This window comes from Flavobacterium branchiicola, assembly GCF_018383905.1.
Classification (GTDB): domain Bacteria; phylum Bacteroidota; class Bacteroidia; order Flavobacteriales; family Flavobacteriaceae; genus Flavobacterium; species Flavobacterium branchiicola.
In genome coordinates this window covers 32,081-53,337 of sequence record NZ_JAGYWA010000012.1, presented here as the reverse complement: position 1 = coordinate 53,337, position 21,257 = coordinate 32,081, and the positions used below count along the sequence as shown (strand labels likewise).

The 21,257-nt window shown below is 34.5% G+C and carries 11 protein-coding genes; 10 read left to right on the top strand and 1 reads right to left on the bottom strand.

The window, feature by feature from the left end; all coding sequences use genetic code 11:
• Nucleotides 1-485 precede the first annotated feature (485 nt).
• On the bottom strand, nt 486-1,514 hold the full coding sequence (locus tag KHA98_RS21930) for a proline-specific peptidase family protein (protein WP_213260132.1): 1,029 nt from the start codon (nt 1,512-1,514) through the stop codon (nt 486-488).
• Between the two features lie 287 nt (nt 1,515-1,801).
• Here KHA98_RS21930 and KHA98_RS21925 point away from each other — a divergent pair, with 287 nt between their 5' ends.
• The 10 genes from KHA98_RS21925 (at nt 1,802) to KHA98_RS21880 (ending at nt 21,013) form a co-directional block, all read left to right on the top strand.
• Entirely contained in the window at nt 1,802-3,904 is a 2,103-nt protein-coding gene (locus KHA98_RS21925; RefSeq protein WP_213260131.1) for a glycoside hydrolase family 97 protein, read from the top strand.
• Between the two features lie 74 nt (nt 3,905-3,978).
• Nucleotides 3,979-4,947, top strand: coding sequence for a type I phosphomannose isomerase catalytic subunit (locus KHA98_RS21920; protein ID WP_213260130.1), 969 nt, complete (start codon nt 3,979-3,981; stop codon nt 4,945-4,947).
• Between the two features lie 212 nt (nt 4,948-5,159).
• Nucleotides 5,160-6,170: a LacI family DNA-binding transcriptional regulator gene (locus KHA98_RS21915; protein WP_213260129.1), complete on the top strand. Its 1,011-nt coding sequence runs from the start codon at nt 5,160-5,162 to the stop codon at nt 6,168-6,170.
• A gap of 312 nt (nt 6,171-6,482) precedes the next feature.
• On the top strand, nt 6,483-9,572 hold the full coding sequence (locus tag KHA98_RS21910; protein WP_246522486.1) for a SusC/RagA family TonB-linked outer membrane protein: 3,090 nt from the start codon (nt 6,483-6,485) through the stop codon (nt 9,570-9,572).
• Between the two features lie 16 nt (nt 9,573-9,588).
• Entirely contained in the window at nt 9,589-11,103 is a 1,515-nt protein-coding gene (locus tag KHA98_RS21905; protein WP_213260127.1) for a SusD/RagB family nutrient-binding outer membrane lipoprotein, read from the top strand.
• Nucleotides 11,104-11,545: 442 nt separating this feature from the next.
• Nucleotides 11,546-13,537 carry a beta-mannosidase gene (locus KHA98_RS21900; RefSeq protein ID WP_213260126.1) on the top strand — a complete coding sequence of 664 codons (1,992 nt, stop codon included), beginning with the start codon at nt 11,546-11,548 and terminating at the stop codon, nt 13,535-13,537.
• Nucleotides 13,538-13,711: 174 nt separating this feature from the next.
• Entirely contained in the window at nt 13,712-15,976 is a 2,265-nt protein-coding gene (locus tag KHA98_RS21895) for a GH92 family glycosyl hydrolase (protein WP_213260125.1), read from the top strand.
• A 245-nt stretch (nt 15,977-16,221) separates the two neighbouring features.
• Nucleotides 16,222-18,504: a GH92 family glycosyl hydrolase gene (locus KHA98_RS21890; protein WP_213260124.1), complete on the top strand. Its 2,283-nt coding sequence runs from the start codon at nt 16,222-16,224 to the stop codon at nt 18,502-18,504.
• Nucleotides 18,505-18,508: 4 nt separating this feature from the next.
• Nucleotides 18,509-19,969 carry a glycoside hydrolase family 125 protein gene (locus tag KHA98_RS21885; protein WP_213260123.1) on the top strand — a complete coding sequence of 487 codons (1,461 nt, stop codon included), beginning with the start codon at nt 18,509-18,511 and terminating at the stop codon, nt 19,967-19,969.
• 141 nt (nt 19,970-20,110) lie between these two features.
• Nucleotides 20,111-21,013 (top strand): ROK family protein, encoded by a 903-nt coding sequence (locus KHA98_RS21880; protein ID WP_213260122.1) that lies wholly within the window; start codon nt 20,111-20,113, stop codon nt 21,011-21,013.
• Nucleotides 21,014-21,257: the final 244 nt, after the last annotated feature.

Sequence of the window (21,257 nt, the reverse complement as noted above, 5' to 3'; positions counted from 1 at the left end):
TTTCTCATAAGAAGTAAGTTCAAAGTATTCAACTATTATTTCAGGTAATAACAACTTGAGAAGATCAATAAAAGAATCCTGCATTTCTATTTGATTTTAAAATACAAATTTCGACCTTTTAATATTTCCCCACAACAATATGCATTGATCCATTTATTTGATAAGGATTTTTTGTTTTGTAAAATATTGAATGTACTGCATTTTTCTGGAGCCCCGATAGCTATCGGGGGTCGTCGCATTTCTTTTCAAAAACCCTATCCTAAATGGATAGGGTTTTTTGTTTTTCATTGGTGTTTGTACATAAAACTTCAATTAATCTGTACTTGCGTTAGTGATGGAAGCGACATCCTTTTGCGGGAAAGAAAAAGATACATGTTTTCCATGAAACTTCTTCCGCAAAAGATACAGCGGACAGCACGACCCGCAGGGAAACGCCATTAAAAACATGAATATATTAAAGGTTTGATTTTTAATTGTTTGTATTTTTAATTAGGGTCGGATTTTTCTAAATTAACGTTGTTTATAAACTGAATCACGCCATTCATAAAAACTTTCTGATCATCCCACATAGCTAAATGGCTTCCGTTGGGACAATATAAATAGTGACCATTTTTGACTAATTTACTTTGTTCTTCCATAGCTTTTGGGTCCATTGTATCGTATTTGGCACCAATCATTAGCGTTGGAATTGTAATTTCATGTAATCGGTTTTTAATGTCCCATTTTGCTAGTCTGCCGCTAATACCAAATTCGCTAGGACCTTGCATTAAGGTATAGATTTCGTTGTTTACATGTTTACTTGCGCGGTTTAAACCGTCTGGCCATTCTTTTAAGCGACACAGATGTTTTTGATAGAAATTAGGGATTAATAATTCCATGTATCGGGGATTTGTGAAATCTTTTTTTGCTTCTATTGTTTTAATTTCTGCCAGGACTTTTGGGTCCATTTGTTTGGAAAGTACTTCTTCAGCGTATTTACCATACTCTGGTGCGCTGGCCATCATGTTTGAAACTAGTAATCCTTTCATGTTTTTCTGGTATTTTAGTGTATATTCCATTGCTAGAATGCCTCCCCATGAGTTTCCTAGAATATAAAAGTTACTTTGATCTGCTCCGATAGCTTTTCGAACCTGTTCCACTTCATCTACGAAACGATCTATAGTCCATAAAGAGCTATCTTTTGGTTGATCACTGTAATAAGATCCTAATTGATCATATTCATAAAATTCAAAACCTTCGCGTTGAAAAAAAGTTTCAAAACACTCCATATATTCATGCGTCATAGCAGGACCTCCATGAAGTAATAATATTTTTATTTTTGGATTGTTTCCAAATCTTTTTGTCCAGACTTTATAGTCTCCAACAGGAGTTTTAATGGGGATCAGTTTTACTCCGGCAGCTTCGATCTTGTTATTGTTTTTATAGGTGAAATAATCAGACAGTGTGTTATTCTGAGGTTCTTTTTTGCAGGAGACTGTTAAGAATATCAGGAGTAAAAATAGAAGTGAACGCATAATTATTTAGATTTTAAAGTTGCCTTGATATATTATTGGATAAAACTAATTTACGTTTTTTTATTGTAAATGAATTGATAATGAGTTATGTAATATTTATTACTGAAAGTTTAGTTGTGATTATAATCCAAGAATAGTATATTTTTATAGGAATGGTTTCCGTGGTTTTAAAAACAAGTCTGAACTTTTTTGTTGTAAAAAGCATCTTTTTGAAAATATCGTGTATGTGTTGTGTAATTTTTATTATTTTTACTAAATCGATTTAGGAATATTTATTTTAACTACTTATGAAAAATATATTATTAAGCTGCTTGTTTGTTTTGGTTTTAAGCCTGTCTGTAAATGCTCAGGAAATAAAATCTCCTGATGGAAATTTTAAATTGGCATTCCATTTAGATAAGATAGGAACTCCGATATATTCTCTTGATTTTAAAAATAAGCAAGTCCTTCAGGACAGTAAAATGGGTTTCATTTTGAAATCGGATATTATGCTTAATAAAGATTTTCAAATTATTGACAGCGAGCTTAAGACCGAGAATAGTGTCTGGAATCCTGTTTTGGGTGAGCAAAAAGAGATTAGAAATAATTACAACGAAATGAAAGTTGCCTTATTGCAAGATAAAAGCAAACGTAAGATGCTTATTTATTTCCGTTTGTTTAATGATGGTTTGGCTTTTAGGTATGAATTTCCGGTACAGGAAAATTTACGTCATTTTATAATTCAGGAAGAAACTAGTGAGTTTAACTTAACAGGAGATCATAAGCTTTTTTGGATTCCGGGAGATTACGATACAAATGAATATAGTTATACTACTTCAAATATATCAGAAATGCAGGCTTTGGTTTATGATGCAGTGCATGTGCCTTTAGCAGCGCAAAGCACCATTAAAAATTTGGCTACTCAAACACCATTGATGATGAAAACAAGCAGTGGACTTTATATAAATATTCATGAAGCTGCTTTAAAAAATTATCCTGCAATGTGTCTTAATGTAAATGATAAAACTTTTTCCTTGAGTTCGCATCTTGTGCCGGATGCAGTGGGAAATAAAGGATATATTCAGACTGGAAGTTTTACACCTTGGAGAACGGTTGTAGTTAGTGATGATGCGAGAAAAATATTGGCTTCAAAAATGATATTAAATCTTAATGAACCTTGTAGTTATGAAGATGTTTCATGGATTAAACCTGTAAAGTACATAGGTGTATGGTGGGAATATTTTACTGGTGGCGGATCAACTTGGGCGTATTCAGATAATCAGGATGTGGTGATTGGTAAAACAGATTTCTCTAAATTAAAACCAAATAATACACACGGAGCAAATACAAAACATGTTAAAGAATACATCGATTTTGCTTCATCAAATGGCTTTGACGCTGTCTTAGTTGAAGGATGGAACGAAGGCTGGGAAGATAATACTGCTTTTAAAAAAGAACATATTTACAGTTTTACAAAAGCATATCCCGATTTTAATGTAAAGGAATTAAATGAGTATGCTCAGCAGAAGCATGTGAAAATAATAATGCATCATGAAACAACATCGTCTGTTTCAGAATACGAAAGACAATTAAGTGACGCTTTAGATTTTATGACAGCAAATAACTATAATGCAGTAAAAACCGGATATGTTGGTCCTATTATTCCAAGAGGTGAGCATCATGATGGTCAGCAAATGGTAAATCATTATACTTATGTAGCGACTGAAGCGGCAAAGCATAAAATTATGGTTGATTCTCACGAAGCAGTTCGTCCCACAGGTTTGCATAGAACATATCCAAACTGGTTCGCACAAGAATCAGCGCGAGGTACAGAGTTTGAATCTATGGAAGGAATTCATCCAGATCACACTACTATTTTGCCCTTCACGCGTTTAATGGGAGGTCCAATGGATTATACACCAGGAATATTTCAAGGCGACTTATCTGTTTATGGTTCTAAGAAAAATAAACTGAGTACAACACTAGCTAAACAATTGGCTTTGTATGTAACAATGTACAGTCCGTTGCAAATGGCAGCTGACTTGCCTGAAAATTATATTCGTTTTAATGATGCCTTTCAATTTATAAAAGATGTTGCACTGGATTGGGATGAAACTTATATTCTTGAAGCTGAACCTGGCGATTATATTACAATTGCCCGAAAAACAAAAGGAAAACAAGAATGGTTTGTGGGAGCAATAACAGATGAAAACCATCGTACTGCTTTAATTGATTTTAGTTTTCTTCCTGCAGGAAAATCATATACTGCAATTATTTATGAAGATGGAAAAACTGCTGATTATAAAACAAATCCGCAGTCGTATAATATTCGAAAAATAACAGTAAACAGTAAAACTAAGTTAAAACAAAATTTAGCATCGAGCGGAGGAACTGCAATTTCTATTAAATAATTATACCGACCAATTAAAGAGGCTAATACATATTTAAGTAGCAGCAAAAAGACAAAAATTTAAAAAATATAAAGATGAGCACAAAAATGTATCCAATGCAGTTTGAACCAATTCTGAAGGAAAGAATTTGGGGAGGCGAAAAATTACAAACCTTACTGAACAAACCTATCACATCAAAAATTACAGGTGAAAGCTGGGAATTATCTACCGTTGAAGGTGATGTAAGCTTAATTGCAAATGGCGATTTAAAAGGAAAATCACTTTCTGAGATAATTAATGAATCACCAAATGAAGTTCTGGGTACAGCTGTTTATGCAAGATTTGGTAAACAGTTTCCTTTGTTGTTTAAATATCTTGATGCGCGAGAAGATCTTTCGATCCAGGTGCATCCTAATGATAAATTAGCCAAAGAGCGACATAATTCTTTTGGTAAAACTGAAATGTGGTACGTAATGCAGGCAGATACTGATGCGAGGATTATTGTTGGTTTTAAAGAGGATTCGAGTAAAGAAGAATATGTAGAAAACCTGAATAACAAAACACTAATTTCAATTTTAGATGATGTAAAAGCGAAGCAAGGAGATGTGTTTTTTCTGGAAACAGGAACTGTGCATGCTATCGGAGCGGGACTTGTAGTGGCTGAAATTCAGCAAACATCGGATATAACGTATCGTTTGTATGATTTTGACAGAACAGATGCACAAGGCAATAAAAGAGAATTACATGTTGATTTGGCTCTTGATGCAATAAATTATAAAAAAACGGATACCTATAAAAAATATGCTAAAGTTGCCAATGCGTCTAATGCTATTGTAGACTGTTCCTATTTTACAACGAATTTTATTCCGTTGCAAGGAGAAGTTCAGGTAGATAAAAATGGCGAAACTTTTACTGTTTATATGTGTACCGAAGGTAATTTTGAAATAGAAATAGAAGACAAAAAATATAGTTATAAAAAGGGAGATACAATTTTGCTTCCAGCTTCAGTTAATAAGTTTGTTTTAAATGGAAATGCTTCACTTTTAGAAGTCTATATTTCATAAAAATAACTTAATTTAGTGGAGAAATTACGGAATAGAGGCTTTTGTGTTTGAAGATAAATCACAAAAAGGTAATTAATTTTAGTATTTTATCTTTAAAACACTTGTAAAAAAACGATTTGTATAAAAAATCAATTACAAAAACGTTTTAGTAATTATTATGTATATATTTGTAATATCATTAATAACACTTTAATAAAAAATTAACTCCCAAAATGAAAAAAATCACGATCAAAGATATTGCTACAGAAGCTAAAGTTTCTATATCTACAGTATCGTTTGTGATTAATGGAAAAGGGGAGAAGATGGGAATAAGTGCAGCTGTTATTAAAAAAGTGCAGGATGTAGCCGAAAGCCTTAATTATAGACCAAGTATGATTGCAACCAGTTTAAGAACTGGAAAAACAAGATCGATTGGACTTATAGTAGAAGATATTTCAAATCAGTTTTTTTCTGATTTGGCGCGCGTTATCGAAGATGAAGCAAAAAATATAGACTATAGAGTTTTTTACTGTAGTACAGGTGATGACGATGAGCGTTCAGAAGAATTAATAAGTAGTCTTTTGCAGGCAAATGTTGATGGTTTTATTATTACGCCAACACAAAATTTAGAAGAGAAAATAGAACTTCTTTTAAAATTGAAAAAGCCGGTTGTGTTAATTGACAGGTATTTTCCAGGACAAAGAGTGAGCCATGTCGTAATGGATAATTATGAAGCGGCCAACTCTGCAACCAAATTCCTTATGAATAAAGGATGTAAAAATATAGCTGTTGTTAATAATACTTCTGAAATGATTCAGATGAAATTAAGGGAAGACGGTTATAGAGATGCTTTAAAGGAAGAAGGTGTTTATAACGAGGAATTGGTATTGCATGTAGATTATCACAGCAATGAAGAAACCAGAATCGCTTCATTATTAAGCTTTTTTCAAAAAAACTCGAAGATTGATGCAGTGTTATTCCTGGCCAACTATATGGGACTTGCAGGACTTCAGGTTTTTAGAAAATTAGGAATTAGTATTCCGGAAGATATTTCGGTTATTAGTTTTGATGATCATGACAGTTTTAAATTGCATACACCAACAATTTCGGTTATTGCACAACCAATTGAAGATATTGCAATTAAATCTATACAGTTGTTAATGAGTCAAATGACAGATATGGATGCATTTAAAATAGAAAAAAGCCTTAAAAAAGGAAACCTGATAGTTAGAGAGTCAGTTTAATTTTTGGCTGTAGATACAATTAAAAAAAGAAAAAACGGTTTCGTTTTTTTTTAGTCATTTTACTAAATCGTTTTAGTAAGTTTTAGATGAATAAAGTGAGAATATTAGTCCTGTATTTAAAAGGATTATGATATCGATTTCTGCAATTTAGAAAAGTAAGTTTTTATAAAAGTATAGTGTTTAAAGGTGGAGATCTTTAAATGCCATTTTAAAGTTGAGTTCGAATTTATTATTAATTATTTAAAAACAATCACGTTAAAACAATCACACGTTAAGACAAACAAAAATCAAAACAAATAACCAAAAATGCTTATGAGACGTATATTCGCAGTGTTAGGAATGGTATTGTTGTGCAGTTTAGGGGCTGTCGCACAAAACCGATTAATAACAGGTATAGTGACTGATGCACAAAACAAAGGAGTTATTGCCGCATCCATCGAAGTTCAGGGAAAACCTTTTAGCGCAGTTACAGATGCTGAAGGTAGATTTAAAATGAATGTTCCGGAAGGACCGGTTACATTAAATGTATCATCTATAGGTTTTGCACCACAAGCAGTTGTATTACAGCAAAACCAAAACAAAGTTTCAGTTGTATTAGCAGAAAATACTCAGGAATTAAAAGATGTTGTAGTAACTTCATTCGGAGTTAAAAAACAAAAGAAAAGTTTAGGTTACGCAGTTGGAGAACTGAAAGGTGACGAATTGACAAAAAATAAAGAAATTAACTTAGGAAATGCCCTTCAGGGAAAAATTGCCGGAGTTAACGTTTCTGCGCCGGTTACAGGACCATCAGGTTCGAGCCGTGTGGTAATTCGTGGAGCAACTTCAGCTTCAGGACTTAACCAGCCTTTATATGTTGTTGATGGTATTCCTATTGATAACAGTCAACAAGGAAACGCTAATATGTGGGGTGGTGCAGATAAAGGAGACGGTATGTCATCATTCAATCCAGATGATATTGCTTCTATGTCGGTATTAAAAGGTAGTGCTGCTTCTGCTCTTTATGGGTACAGAGGATCTAATGGTGTTATCTTAATCACAACTAAAAAAGGAAAAAGCGGTACAGGACTTGGAGTAGATTTTAGTACAAACTCTACTTTTAACACACCTGCAAGTCTTTTGCACTGGCAAGACCAATATGGAGCAGGAGCACCGGTAAATGGTGTTGCTACAAGATTTTCAGATTTACAGGAACTTAGAGACTCCTACTATTTTGCATGGGGAGATAAGTACGATGGTACGCCATCTCTTGCACTTGACGGATCTACTAAACCATATCAGGCATACGGAAAAGACAATGTTGAGAATTTCTATCGAACTGGATATTCTTTCAGCAATACTTTGGCCGTTTCGGGAGGAAATGAAACTACCAACTTCAGGTTATCTTTCGGAAATACTAAAGACGAGTCAATTTTGCCTGGAACAAACTTTGGAAGAAATAACGTAGCTTTAAGCTTGAATTCGGCTCCAAACAAAAAAATAAGTGTAGAGACAAATGCTCAGTATATTACAGAAAAAAGTAATAACAGACCATATTTGAATGACTCTCCTAGAAATGCTTCTTTCCCAACTACTTTCCTAACTCCGGGAACGGATATTAGATGGTTAAGCAATCCATATGATGCAAATGGTGGTGAAGCGGATTATTTTGGTGCAAATACGTATCATACAAATCCATATTTTGCAACACAACAACCATTAAATAATGACCTTAGAAAACGTTTTATTGGTTCTGCAAAAGTAAATTATAACATTACAGAAAAAATTTATGCTAAAGGTGTTATTGGTATTGACGATATTAATTATGAATATACTGAAATCGAGCCTACCGGAATAAATTATAATCCTGGTGGATCTTACGAAAACAGAGTTGAGGGTCGTACAGAATACAACGCTTCTGCTTATTTAGGATACAAAGGTGATATCGTAGAAAATCTTTCATTAGATGCTTTCGTTGGGGGTAACCGTCAACATAACAGATACAGTGGAATTAAAATGAGAGGTAACAATTTTATCGTTCCATTCAAATATTTTTACGGAAATACACAACCGGACAAAACAGAAAAATTATTTTCTGAAAGTGAAGTAAACTCTCTTTTCTATTCTGCCGATTTAGGATACAAAGATTTCTTGTATGTAAGTTTAACAGGACGTCAAGATTGGTTCTCTACTTTAGATCCATCAAGTAACAGTACATTTTATCCATCTGTGAGTTCAAGTTTTATTTATTCTGAAGTAATTGATTTACCAGAATGGATGACTTACGGAAAATTCAGAGCGGGTTGGGGTAACGTAGGAGGAGCATTGCCAGACGCTTATGCTTTAGCTTTAACGTATACTGCGCCAGACGGGCAAACAGATGCTTTAGGACAACCAATTTTGGGTGTTAATGGAGAAACAGTTCCAAACAGAACTTTAAAACCTTATAATGTAAGTACAATCGAATTTGGTTTCGAAAATACATTTTTCAATAACAGAGTTAGTACAGATTTGACTTTCTATAGCAAAAGAACAACTAACGATATTACTGATGCTGATATTTCTTTGGCTTCTGGATACAGAACAACAAAAATCAACGTTGGAGAAATTCTGAACAAAGGAGTAGAGTTTGCAATCAATGTAAAAGCAATTAAAACACCAACATTCTCTTGGAGCGTAGGATATAATTTTGCTTACAATAACAGTGAAGTAATTAATCTGTCTGATAAAATTACGACAAAAACATTAGAAGGAAACAGAGATTCAAGAGCTTCTGTAGTTTTAGAAAAAGGACAACCTTTTGGAATTATTAAAGCTTACGATTATTTAAGAGACGCAAGCGGAAACATTGTATTGGATACAAATGGTAAATTTATGAGAGGAGATTTAATCAATGCAGGACAAGGTGTTGCTCCAACTGCAATGGGACTTTCAAATGATTTTACTTATAAAAACTTTACACTTTCGATTTTTGTTGATGCTAAATTTGGAGGAGAAATCTATTCTGCTACAAACCAGTTAGGAATGCGTTACGGTTTATCAGAGTCTACACTTGCAGGCCGTGAAGGCGGAATTGCAGTTTCAGGTAAAGACATTAACGGTAATCCTGTAAACACAACAGTTTCTGCATACGATTACTGGAGAAGTTATAGCGATGTAACATCAAACTTTGTTTACGATGCTGATTTTATTAAGCTTAGAGCAATTTCTTTTGCTTACAACTTCCCAAAAGCAAATCTTGCAAAAACACCATTTCAATCGGTTAGTTTAGCATTTTCTGCTCACAATTTATGGACAATTTATGACAAAGTGCCAAACATTGATCCAGAGTCTAACTATTCTAATAGTAATGCTCAGGGTCTTGAAAGAGCTTCTATGCCTTTGACAAGAAACTACGGTTTAACACTTAATGTCAAATTCTAATCATAAAAATTGAAAGATGAAAAATAGATATATAAAAATATTTTGTATCGCAATTGTTAGTGCAATGACACTAACAGGATGTGATAAAGGATTTGAAGAAATGAATACAAATCCTAATGCTCTGACAGATCCGGCAGTAAAATCAATGTTTACTCTTGCTGAAATTTATGTTGACGGTCAGGATTTTTCTAACACAAGAGGAAATAACTTATACGCAGCACAAATCGTACAACAGTTTTCTTCATTAGGAGGACCAGGTTCAAAATACACGTATTCTTCTGAATATTCAGCAGCACTTTTTGGAGAAACTTACGGAAAAGGATTGAATCAGATTTTTCAATTACTATCTGTAATAAAAGACGCTCCGGAAAATTCTAATGCGATTCAGGCTTTAAGAATCATGAAAGTTTTCTTGTTCCAGAAATTGACAGATACTTACGGTGAAGTTCCTTATTTCGATGCCGGAAAAGGATATAACGGAAATGTTTATGCTCCGAAATATGATACACAAGAAGCAATCTACAATGATTTACTAAAAGAATTAGACGAAGCTGGTAATGCTTTAGATGCAAGTAAAGCATTTGTTGGTAATGCAGATTTGTACTATCAAAGTGATGTTGCAAAATGGAAAAAATTGTCTAACTCTTTAATGTTAAGAGTTGCAATGCGTTTGTCTAAAGTAAACCCTGCAAAAGCAAAAGAATATGTTGAAAAAGCGGTTGCAAAAGGTGTTTTCACTTCAAACAGTGATTGTTTAATTTTAAAACATGATTCAGGACCAGCAGGAGTTAAAACAAACCCAATAACTTCATCTTGGGTACGTAATGATTTGAATGGTGGTGACTCAAACATCAAATTCAGTAAAACGTATATTGATCAATTGAAAAACAGTAACGATCCACGTTTAAGAATTTATGCAAAATTAGAAGCTTCAGGAAACAATACTCCTGCTAGCCAGCAAGGTCTTGCTAATGATGCAAAAGAATTTCCGGGTGGAGACAAAAAACTGTTTTCAGATCCTAACACATCAACGGTATTGCGTTTAGATGCACCAACTTTAATTATGTCTTATGCCGAAGTAAAATTTATTCTGGCAGAAGCAGCAGTAAAAGGATGGAATGTTGGTGGAACAGCTCAAAAACATTATGAAGATGGTGTAAAAGCAGCTATGGATGTTTTAACCATTTTTGGAGATAAAGTACCAGCAGTTACAACAGCAGAATATGATGCGTATATGTTAGCTCACCCATTTAAATCTGCCGGAACAGAAGCAGAAAAAATTGAGCAGATTATTACTCAAAAATGGATTGTATTATTGTTCAACGGTTTTGAAGCTTTTTCAGAATACAGAAGAACAGGATATCCGGTTTTAGTTCCTGTTAATGATCCTACGGGAGAAACAAAAGGAACAATTCCTAGAAGATTAATTTATGATCAGTCAGAATTGATAACCAATGGGGCTAATTATAAAGAAGCAATATCACGCCAAGGGTTGGATTTAATGACAACCAGAATCTGGTGGGACAAATAGTTTAAAAAGTTTGGTTAGTTAGTTTGAATTAAGCCGGGTAGGAATACCTGTACCTCCCGGCTAATTTTTAATTTCTTTTCTATTTTAATAAAAAATGATACGCTGCTTTAATTAGTATTTCATTGATTTTTAGTACCTTTTTTTTCGCAAAAGAAAATTTGCTTATGCTGAAAAAGATGGGATTACATTTAAAAATGGATTCAAAAAATAAAAAGTAGTTGTTGATTTTTAATAAAGAGAAACAGAAGTTTTTCAATTAAAATATCAAAAAATAAACTAAAACTTGGCAGTCATAAAAAAGGAAATGATTTCTGGATATTTTGTTAGTTGCTCTTATTCTGATATAAAACCTAAAAGAGAAGGAAATAATTGCGAAAATCAATTATGACCTTCTCCAACTGCCAACAATTAAATTGAAAATTAAATTATATTACTCGGTAAAATGAAACATACAAAAAGCTTTTATTGGTGCGTAGGTATTTGTCTCGCAAGCTTTTCATTTGTGGCCAAAGCTCAAAATATTGATATAAAAACAGGCTGGCAATACCGTGAAACACAAACAGAAAATTGGTTTCCGGCAACAGTTCCCGGCGAAATCCATACAGACCTGCTTAACAATAAAACAATTGAAGATCCATTTTATAGAGATAATGAAAAAAAACTGCAATGGATCGAAAAGAAAGACTGGGAATATAAAACCACTTTTCAGGTTTCATCTGCAATTTTAAAAAGAAAGAATGCCGAATTAGTTTTCGATGGATTAGATACTTATGCTACCGTTTATTTGAATAATAAACAGGTTTTAAAAGCAGATAATATGTTTCGTCAATGGAAAGTAGAAGTAAAAAAGCTACTGAAACCAGGAAACAATGATTTGGTTATTGTTTTTAAATCGGCACAAAACGTTGTCGATTCACTTGCCAAAAAAGATTTGCCATTTGTTATTCCGGATAATCCACGCGCCTATGCCCGAAAAGCACAATACCATTTTGGATGGGATTGGGGACCAAAATTTACAACCTGCGGTATTTGGAAAACACCACGTCTGGAAGCTTATGACGAGAAAAGCATGGAGAAACCATACGTAATGAATCGCAAAATAGAATTGGTGCAAGAACCGGACAGTCTTGGTAAATCATTTTATTTCAAGATTGATGGAAAGCCTGTTTATATGAAAGGCGCCAATTATATTCCATCAGATGCTTTTCTTTCAAGAGTGACCAAAAAAGAATACGAAAAAGTGATTTCTATGGCAAAAGATGCCAATATGAATATGCTTCGTGTTTGGGGAGGCGGAATTTATGAAGATGATTATTTTTATGACTTATGTGATAAAAACGGAATCTACGTTTGGCAGGATTTTATGTTTGCCGGAACAATGATTCCTGGCGACAAAGCCTTTTTTGACAATGTAAAAGCAGAAGTTCAATATCAGGTAAAACGTCTTCGTCATCATAAAAGTATTGTTTTATGGTGCGGAAATAATGAAATAGACGAAGCTTTTAAAGATTGGGGATGGCAAAAAAGCATGAAAATGTCAAAGCAGGATTCCACTCGTTTATGGAAAGACTATGTTCGTTTATTTCAGGACAGTATTCCAAAGTGGGTAAAAGAAGTTGATACGAAACGCCCTTATATTAGTTCGTCACCATTATTTCACTGGTCTAAAAAATCAAGTATCACCGAAGGCGATAGCCATTACTGGGGAACCTGGTGGGGACTGGAAGATGTCGAAGCAGTACAGAAAAAAACAGGACGTTTTGTAAGCGAGTACGGAATGCAGGCAATGCCAAATTACTCGTCAATAGAAGCCTTTACAAAACCGGAGGACCGCTATTTATATTCTGATATTTTAGAAGCGCATCAAAAAGCCGGAAAAGGTTTCATGAAATTAGATTCTTATCTGAGTCGTTATTTCATCGAGGAATCTAAAATAAAGAAAATGAGTGTTGAAGATTACACGTATCTAACGCAATGTCTACAATATTATTCATTAAAAAACATTATCGGAATTCATCGTTCAAAAGCACCTTATAATATGGGAACTTTAGTCTGGCAGCTTAATGATTGCTGGCCTGTAGCAAGCTGGAGCGTTACCGATTATTACGATCGTCAGCCAAAAGCCGCTTGGTATGCCATGAAAGAAGCGTACAGAGACGATAAAACCCCGGAAATTGATTTGACACGTCCGATTAATTTAAACTTAGAAGACCCAAAAATAACATGGAAAGTAACTGGAAATAAAGTGACCTTGAAAGCTTCAGAAGCTGCCAAATATGTTTATGTATCAATAAAAGGATACACAGGGAAATGGAGCGATAATTATATTGATCTAAATGCAGGAGAAGAAAAAACGATTACGTTTGAAGGGAAAGTGGTAAAACCGGAATTAAAGGTTTTTTCTTTATATGAGGTTTTAGGAAGGTACAAATAAAGGTACTGAGGTGCTAAGGTTCTAAGGGACAAAGTTACAAAGGTTTACTGTAGAGATGCACTGCAGTGCATCTTTCGCAAAGAAATAAAGATTCTGAAATAAAAAAAAATCCGCATAAATCGGTCTAACCCGTTTAATCCGTGGCCAATTATACAATTATAAAACTCATAATATATGTTTACAAAATACAAATACGTTGTTTTTTTATTAATTACGCTAATTAATTTACCTACCTTTTCACAGGCTAAGAAAGCGAAACAAAATGATTTAGATTACACAAAATATGTAAATCCGTTTATTGGCTCAGCGGGTCATGGTCATGTATTTGTGGGTGCAAATGTTCCTTTCGGAGGCGTTCAGTTAGGACCTGTAAATATTTTTGAAGGCTGGGATTGGTGCAGCGGATACAATTATGCGAGTAATACCATTTTAGGTTTTACACACACACATTTAAGCGGTACCGGAATTGGAGATTTAAATGATATTTTATTGCTTCCGGTTTCAGGAAAAGTACCTCTTTTTAAAGGAACAAAAGAAGACATGGTAAACGGTTACGGTTCTTATTTCTCTCATGAAAATGAAGTAAGTAAACCAGGTTACTACAGTGTTTTACTTGATAAATATAAAATCAAAGCCGAATTAACAGCCAGCGAAAGAGTTGGTTTTCATAAATATACTTTTAATTCAGCCAATGATGCACACGTTTTATTAGACCTTGCAGACGGAATTGGATGGGATAAACCGGTAAAAACATATATCAAAAAAATAAATGAAACTACACTGGCAGGATATCGTTTCTCTGCAGGTTGGGCGACAGATCAGCGCATTTATTTTACGATGGAATTCTCTGAGCCTATTTCAAAACTAGCTTTGTATGATGATCAAAAAGCAGTTTCAGGAAACGAAGGCGAAGGTTTAAAAATGAAAGCAGTTCTAGATTTTGCTACATTAAAAAACAAACAAGTTTTAGTAAAAGTTGGAATTTCTCCTGTAAGTGCTGAAAATGCTGCTGCAAATATTAAAGCTGAAATTCCGAATTGGGATTTTGATCAGACAGTTAAAACGGCTACTTCAAAATGGAATGCCGAATTAAACAAAATTCAGATTACAGGAAACGATAAAACAATGAAAGTTTTCTATACTGCATTGTATCATACTATGTTTGCGCCATCAATATTTAATGATGTAAATGGCGATTACAGAGGAACAGATAAAAAAGTATACGAGAAAGCAAATTTTACCAACTACACTACTTTTTCACTTTGGGATACGTACCGCGGACTTCATCCTTTATACACGATTACACAGTCGGATAAAATTAATGACATTGTAAAATCATTTTTGGCAATTTACGAGCAACAAGGCAGATTACCGGTTTGGCATTTAATGGGGAATGAAACCAATACAATGAACGGAAATCATTCCATTGCAGTAATTGCAGATGCCTATTTAAAAGGATATCGCGATTACGATGTTGCTTTAGCTTATGAAGCAATGAAAAAAACAGCCATGCAAACGCGTGACGGAATGGATTATGTGCAAAAACTGCAATATATTCCTGCTGATAAAATGTTGGAATCTGTTGGTAATGCATTAGAATATGCTATTGATGATTATGCAATCGCTCAGGTGGCAAAAGCATTAAACAAAACAGAAGATTACGATTATTTCTCAAAAAGAGCCAATTTATACAAACTTTATTTCGATAAAGAAACTACATTCATGCGCGGAAAATTAACAGATGGAAACTGGAGAACACCATTCAATCCGCTTTCATCAGCGCACCGTAAAGACGATTATGTAGAAGGAAATGCTTGGCAATACACCTGGTTAGTTCCTCAGGATCCTAATGGACTAATTGAATTATTTGGAAGCGAAAGTAAATTTTTGGCTAAATTAGATTCACTTTTTCTAATCACAGATAAAGTAGAAGGAGAAGAAATTTCACCGGATATCAGTGGATTAATCGGGCAATATGCACAAGGAAACGAACCAAATCACCACATTCCGTATTTATACGCATTTGCAGGAGAACCTTGGAAAACAGCGAAACTAATCAGAGAAATCGACGATAAATTTTACTCCACGAAACCAGACGGATTATGTGGTAATGAAGACTTAGGACAAATGTCGGCTTGGTACATTTTATCTTCAATGGGATTCTATTCAGTTAATCCCGCAAACGGAGTTTACGTTTTAGGAAGCCCGTTGGTAAATACAGCAACAATTCACCACAAAAAAGGAATTTCATTTACAGTGAATGCTATTAATAACAGCGCCGTAAATATGTACATTCAAAAAGCAGAATACAACGGAAAACCTTATACAAAATCGTATATCACACACGATATGATTGTAAAAGGCGGAGAGTTGAAATTATATATGGGAAGCAAACCATCTGCAACTTTTGGAGTGAAAAAAGAAGACAGACCTAATTAATTTTAGAGTTAAGATTTTAGATTTCCTGCAAGGTTTTAAAAACCTTGTAGGTATTATTAAAGTCGAAAGTCGAAAGTCGAAAGTCGAAAGTCGAAAGTCGAAAGTCGAAAGTCGAAAGTCGAAAGTCGAAAGTCGAAAGTCGAAAGTCGAAAGTCGAAAGTCGAAAGTCGAAAGTCGAAAGTGAAATGTGAAACGTCAAAAGTTGAAAGCCTATAGCCTACAGCTTAAAGCCTAAAGCAAAAAACATGAAATTAAAAAGCTTACTTTTTTTAGGATTAATACAGTGTTGTGTTGCCACAGCACAAGTTAAAACTTTAGATCCGGTAGAATATGTGAATCCGTTAATGGGAACACAATCGTCTCATAGTCTTTCAAACGGAAATACGTATCCGGCAATCTGCAGACCTTGGGGAATGAATTTCTGGACACCGCAAACCGGTAAAATGGGTGACGGATGGGCGTATACTTATACAGCCGACAAGATCAGAGGATTCAAGCAAACCCATCAGCCATCGCCTTGGATGAACGATTACGGACAGTTTTCTATCATGCCAGTAACAGGTAAAATAGTAGTTGCCGAAGGAGAAAGAGGAAGCTGGTTCAGTCATAAAGCCGAAGTTTCAAAACCATATTATTACAGCGTTTATCTGGCTGATTATGATGTTACAACAGAAATTACAGCAACAGAAAGAGCTGCACATTTTCAGATCACCTTTCCCGAAAACGAGCAATCTTCAATAGTAGTTGATGCATTTGATAAAGGTTCTTATATCAAAATTATTCCTTCAGAAAATAAAATCATAGGATATACAACCCGCAATAGTGGGGGAGTTCCAAGTAATTTCAAAAACTATTTTGTACTGATTTTCGATAAACCATTTACAACTAGCAGTACATGGAATGACAAAGGTTTAGAAAAAAACAAATTAGAATTACAGGACGATCATGCCGGTGCAGTAGTTAGTTTTAAAACTAAAAAAGGAGAAATTGTAAATGTAAAAACAGCTTCTTCATTCATAAGTCCGGAACAAGCGGAGTTAAATTTGAAATCTGAATTAGGAACAGCATCTTTTAATGAAACTGTTGCTATATCTAAAAAAGAATGGAACAAAGTTTTAGGAAAAATAACTGCCGAAAGTAATGATGCAGATCAGTTAAAAACATTCTATTCGTGTTTATACCGCGCAACCTGTTTTCCGCAAAAACAATATGAAATAAATGCCAAAGGCGAAACCGTGCATTACAGCCCATACAACGGAAATGTTTTACCGGGTTATATGTATGCAGGAACAGGTTTTTGGGATACTTTCCGTGCCTTATATCCATTATTGAATTTAGTTTATCCTTCAATAAATAAAGAAATGCAGGAAGGTTTAATCAACGATTATAAAGAAGGCGGATTTTTACCGGAATGGTCAAGCCCCGGCTTTAGAAATGTAATGGTTGGTAATAATTCTGCTTCGGTAGTTTCGGATGCTTATATGAAAGGACTTCGCGGATACGATATTAATACTTTGTACGAAGCATTAGTTCACGGAGCAAATAATGAAGGCCCAATGGATGCGGTTGGACGTAAAGGAGTTTCGTATTACAATACTTTAGGATACGTTCCTTATGATGTGAAAATTAATGAAAACGCTGCCAGAACTTTAGAATATGCCTATGATGATTTTGCGATCTGGAAATTGGCAAAAGCTTTAAATCGTCCTAAAAAAGAAATCAGTCTTTTTGAAAAACGAATGATGAATTATAAAAACTTATACAATCCTGCAGTAGGATGGATGAGTGGCAGAAACAAAGACGGAAGTTTCCCGGCAAACTTTAATCCGCTTAAATGGGGAGATGCCTTTACAGAAGGAAATAGTATGCACTACAGCTGGAGTGTTTTTCATGATGTTCAGGGGCTTATTGATTTAATGGGCGGACAAAAGAAATTCACGGCTAAATTAGATGGTGTTTTTACAACGCCACCAGTTTTTGATGACAGTTATTACGGATCTGTAATTCATGAAATTCGCGAAATGCAGATTATGAATATGGGACAATATGCGCATGGAAATCAGCCAATTCAACACATGATTTATCTGTACAATTATGCAGGCGAACCTTGGAAAACACAATATTGGTCAAGAGAAGTTATGAATCGTTTGTACAAACCAACTGCCGACGGATATTGCGGAGACGAAGATAACGGTCAGACTTCTGCCTGGTATATTTTCTCGGCAATGGGATTCTATCCGGTTTGTCCGGCAACAGACGAATATGTTCTGGGCGCGCCATTATTTAAAAAAGTGACTTTGCAGTTAGAGAACGGTAAAAACCTGATTATAAATGCACCTAAAAATTCAGAAACAAACAAATATGTTCAGGATTTAAAATGGGACAATGCAGGTTATACCAAAAATTATATCAATCATTCGGATGTTTTAAAAGGCGGTGAATTAAATTTTGATATGACAGCCGAGCCTAATTTACAAAGAGGAACTACAGCAGCTTCTTTTCCATATTCTTATTCAACTTCAAAATAATACTATGCAATCACGTAGAAAATTTATTAAAAATGCCGGAATTTTTTCCGCAGGATTATTGGCGATTCAAACGGATGTTTTTGCATCGCAATCAGATACTTTTAATTTTGCTCTTAAAGATTTTATCAGCAAAAGACCACCATTAGCAGAAAGAAAATTTACAAGTAAAGCTATTGAAGCAGCAATTGTCAGAATCAAAAAACAAATTGCAAATCCGGAGTTGGCATGGTTGTTTGAAAACTGTTTTCCAAACACTTTAGACACCACAGTCGATTTTGAAATTATCGACGGAAAACCAGATACGTACGTAATTACAGGAGATATCGATGCAATGTGGCTTCGTGATAGTACAGCTCAAATCTGGCCCTATATTCCGTTTGTAAAAGAAGACAAAAAACTGGCTGAATTGGTAAAAGGAGTAATCAATCGTCAGACAAAATGTATTTTGTTAGATCCTTATGCAAATGCTTTTTATAAAGATTTTGCACAAGTGAGCGAATGGAAAAACGATATGACCAAAATGCAGCCGGGGATTCATGAGCGCAAATGGGAAATTGACAGTTTGTGTTACCCAATACGTTTAGCACACGGATACTGGAAAGAAACCGGAGATATCAGTTTGTTCGACAGTAAATGGAAAGAAGCAATGCTTTTGGTTATCCAGACTTTCAAGGAACAACAAAGAATGCATGACAAAGGCCCTTATAATTTTCAAAGAGTAACGGCTTGGGCTACAGATGGTGTACCATTAGGAGGTTACGGATATCCTGTAAAACCATGTGGATTAATCGTTTCTACTTTCAGACCCAGTGACGACAGTACCTTGTTCGGATATTTAATTCCGAGTAATATGTTTGCCATCGAAGTGCTTGGATATTTAATGGAAATTTTCTCTTTGCCTGCATTAAAAGACAATGATTTGGTTGCTAAAGCTAAAGAATTAAGAGATCAGGTTCAGAAAGGATTAGAAGAAAATGCCATTATCGAGCACCCGAAATTCGGAAAAATCATTGCTTTTGAAGTAAACGGATACGGAAGTTTTCATATGATGGATGACGCCAATGTACCCTCTTTATTGTCATTGCCTTATTTAGGAGCTATTGAGCCGGATAGTCCACTTTATTTAAATACAAGAAAAGTAGTCCTTTCAGAAAACAACCCGTTTTTCTACAAAGGAAAAGCAGGAGAAGGAGTTGGAGGACCACATACAGGAACAGATACCATCTGGCCAATGAGTATTGTTTTAAGAGCCATAACCAGTGTAGACGAAGAAGAAATCAGACATTGCATTAGTAATTTGATTAAAACAAATGCAGATACCGGTTTTATGCATGAATCGTTTCATAAAGACGACGTGACAAAATTTACCCGAAAATGGTTTGCGTGGGCCAATACACTTTTTGGAGAAATGATTGTGCACACCAGCATAAAATATCCACAGATTTTAAAAGATAAGAATCTTTAAAATTTTACCGCAGTTAGAAATAGAATGAGTTAACCGATCGGTTGTAGTTATAGTTTCAAAATTAAATGAAGAAATTTTAATGTTGGTAATGAAAATTGAAAGACTACAATACGATTTTAAAAAATAGATAAACTAGAAGAGATGAACAAAGAATATGCCGTTGGAATTGATATCGGAGGAACACATATTACCGCTGCAATTATAGATATTGCAAACATGAAAGTAATAGACCAGTCCTTGCAAAAAGAATCTTTTGATTCTAATTTGCCTGTAGATGAAGTCATGCACATCTGGGGAAAAGTGATCCGAACTTCGATTGAAAATTCAAAAGTTGAAGCAGTAAAAGGACTTGCGGTATGTATGCCTGGACCGTTTGATTATACCAACGGACTTTGCTGGATAAAAGACCAGTCAAAATACGAACATTTTTATGGATTGAATGTGCGTCATTTATTTCAGGGAACACTTGATCTCTCAGGTAATTTTCCGATTCTTTTTGAAAACGACGCCGTTTGTTTCGGAAAAGGAGAGGTATTCAAAGATGCCGAAAACCTTTCTAAAAAAGTAATGGCCGTAACACTTGGTACCGGACTTGGAGCTTGTTTTATAGATAAAGGAGTTTCAATTGCTGTTGGAGAATGTGTACCAGCAGATGGAGAAATTTATAATTTGCCATATAAAGAAGGCATGGCAGAAGATTATGTTTCGGCTCGCGGGCTTTTGGGTAGCTATAAAACGTTAAGCGGAAAAAGCCTTCCTAACGGACTAGAAGTTTATAATCTTGCACTAGACGGAGATGCAATTGCGATTAAAGCATTTGAACAATTGGGAGAAGATTTGGCATCAGTTGTAACACCGTGGTTAGAAAAATTTGAAGCAGACAGCTTTGTAATTGGAGGAAAAATTGCCAATGCCAGTGCGTTTATTCTTCCTGGTTTCAATAAAAAAATGAAAGAAGCAAATGTTGAAATTAGTGTTTCTATTTCAACAGATAATGAAGTTGCAGCGTTATTGGGCGCGGCAAGTATGCTTTATACTTTATAGTTTTGCAAGATTGATATCAATCTTATAAATAAACTTTACAAAAACAGCGATTTTTTAATCGCTGTTTTTTTTGTTTTAAATAGTAATGAATTTAGCTTTAAGTGTTTGATTTTTAATTAAATATTGATTGTTTCTTTTTCTTTGAAAATCGTTATTTAGTACAGTAATTTGACAATATAATACCGTCAGTTAAGTTTTTTTCTGTTTAAGTTTGAACTGTATTTTGAATTCAGTAATAAAAGAG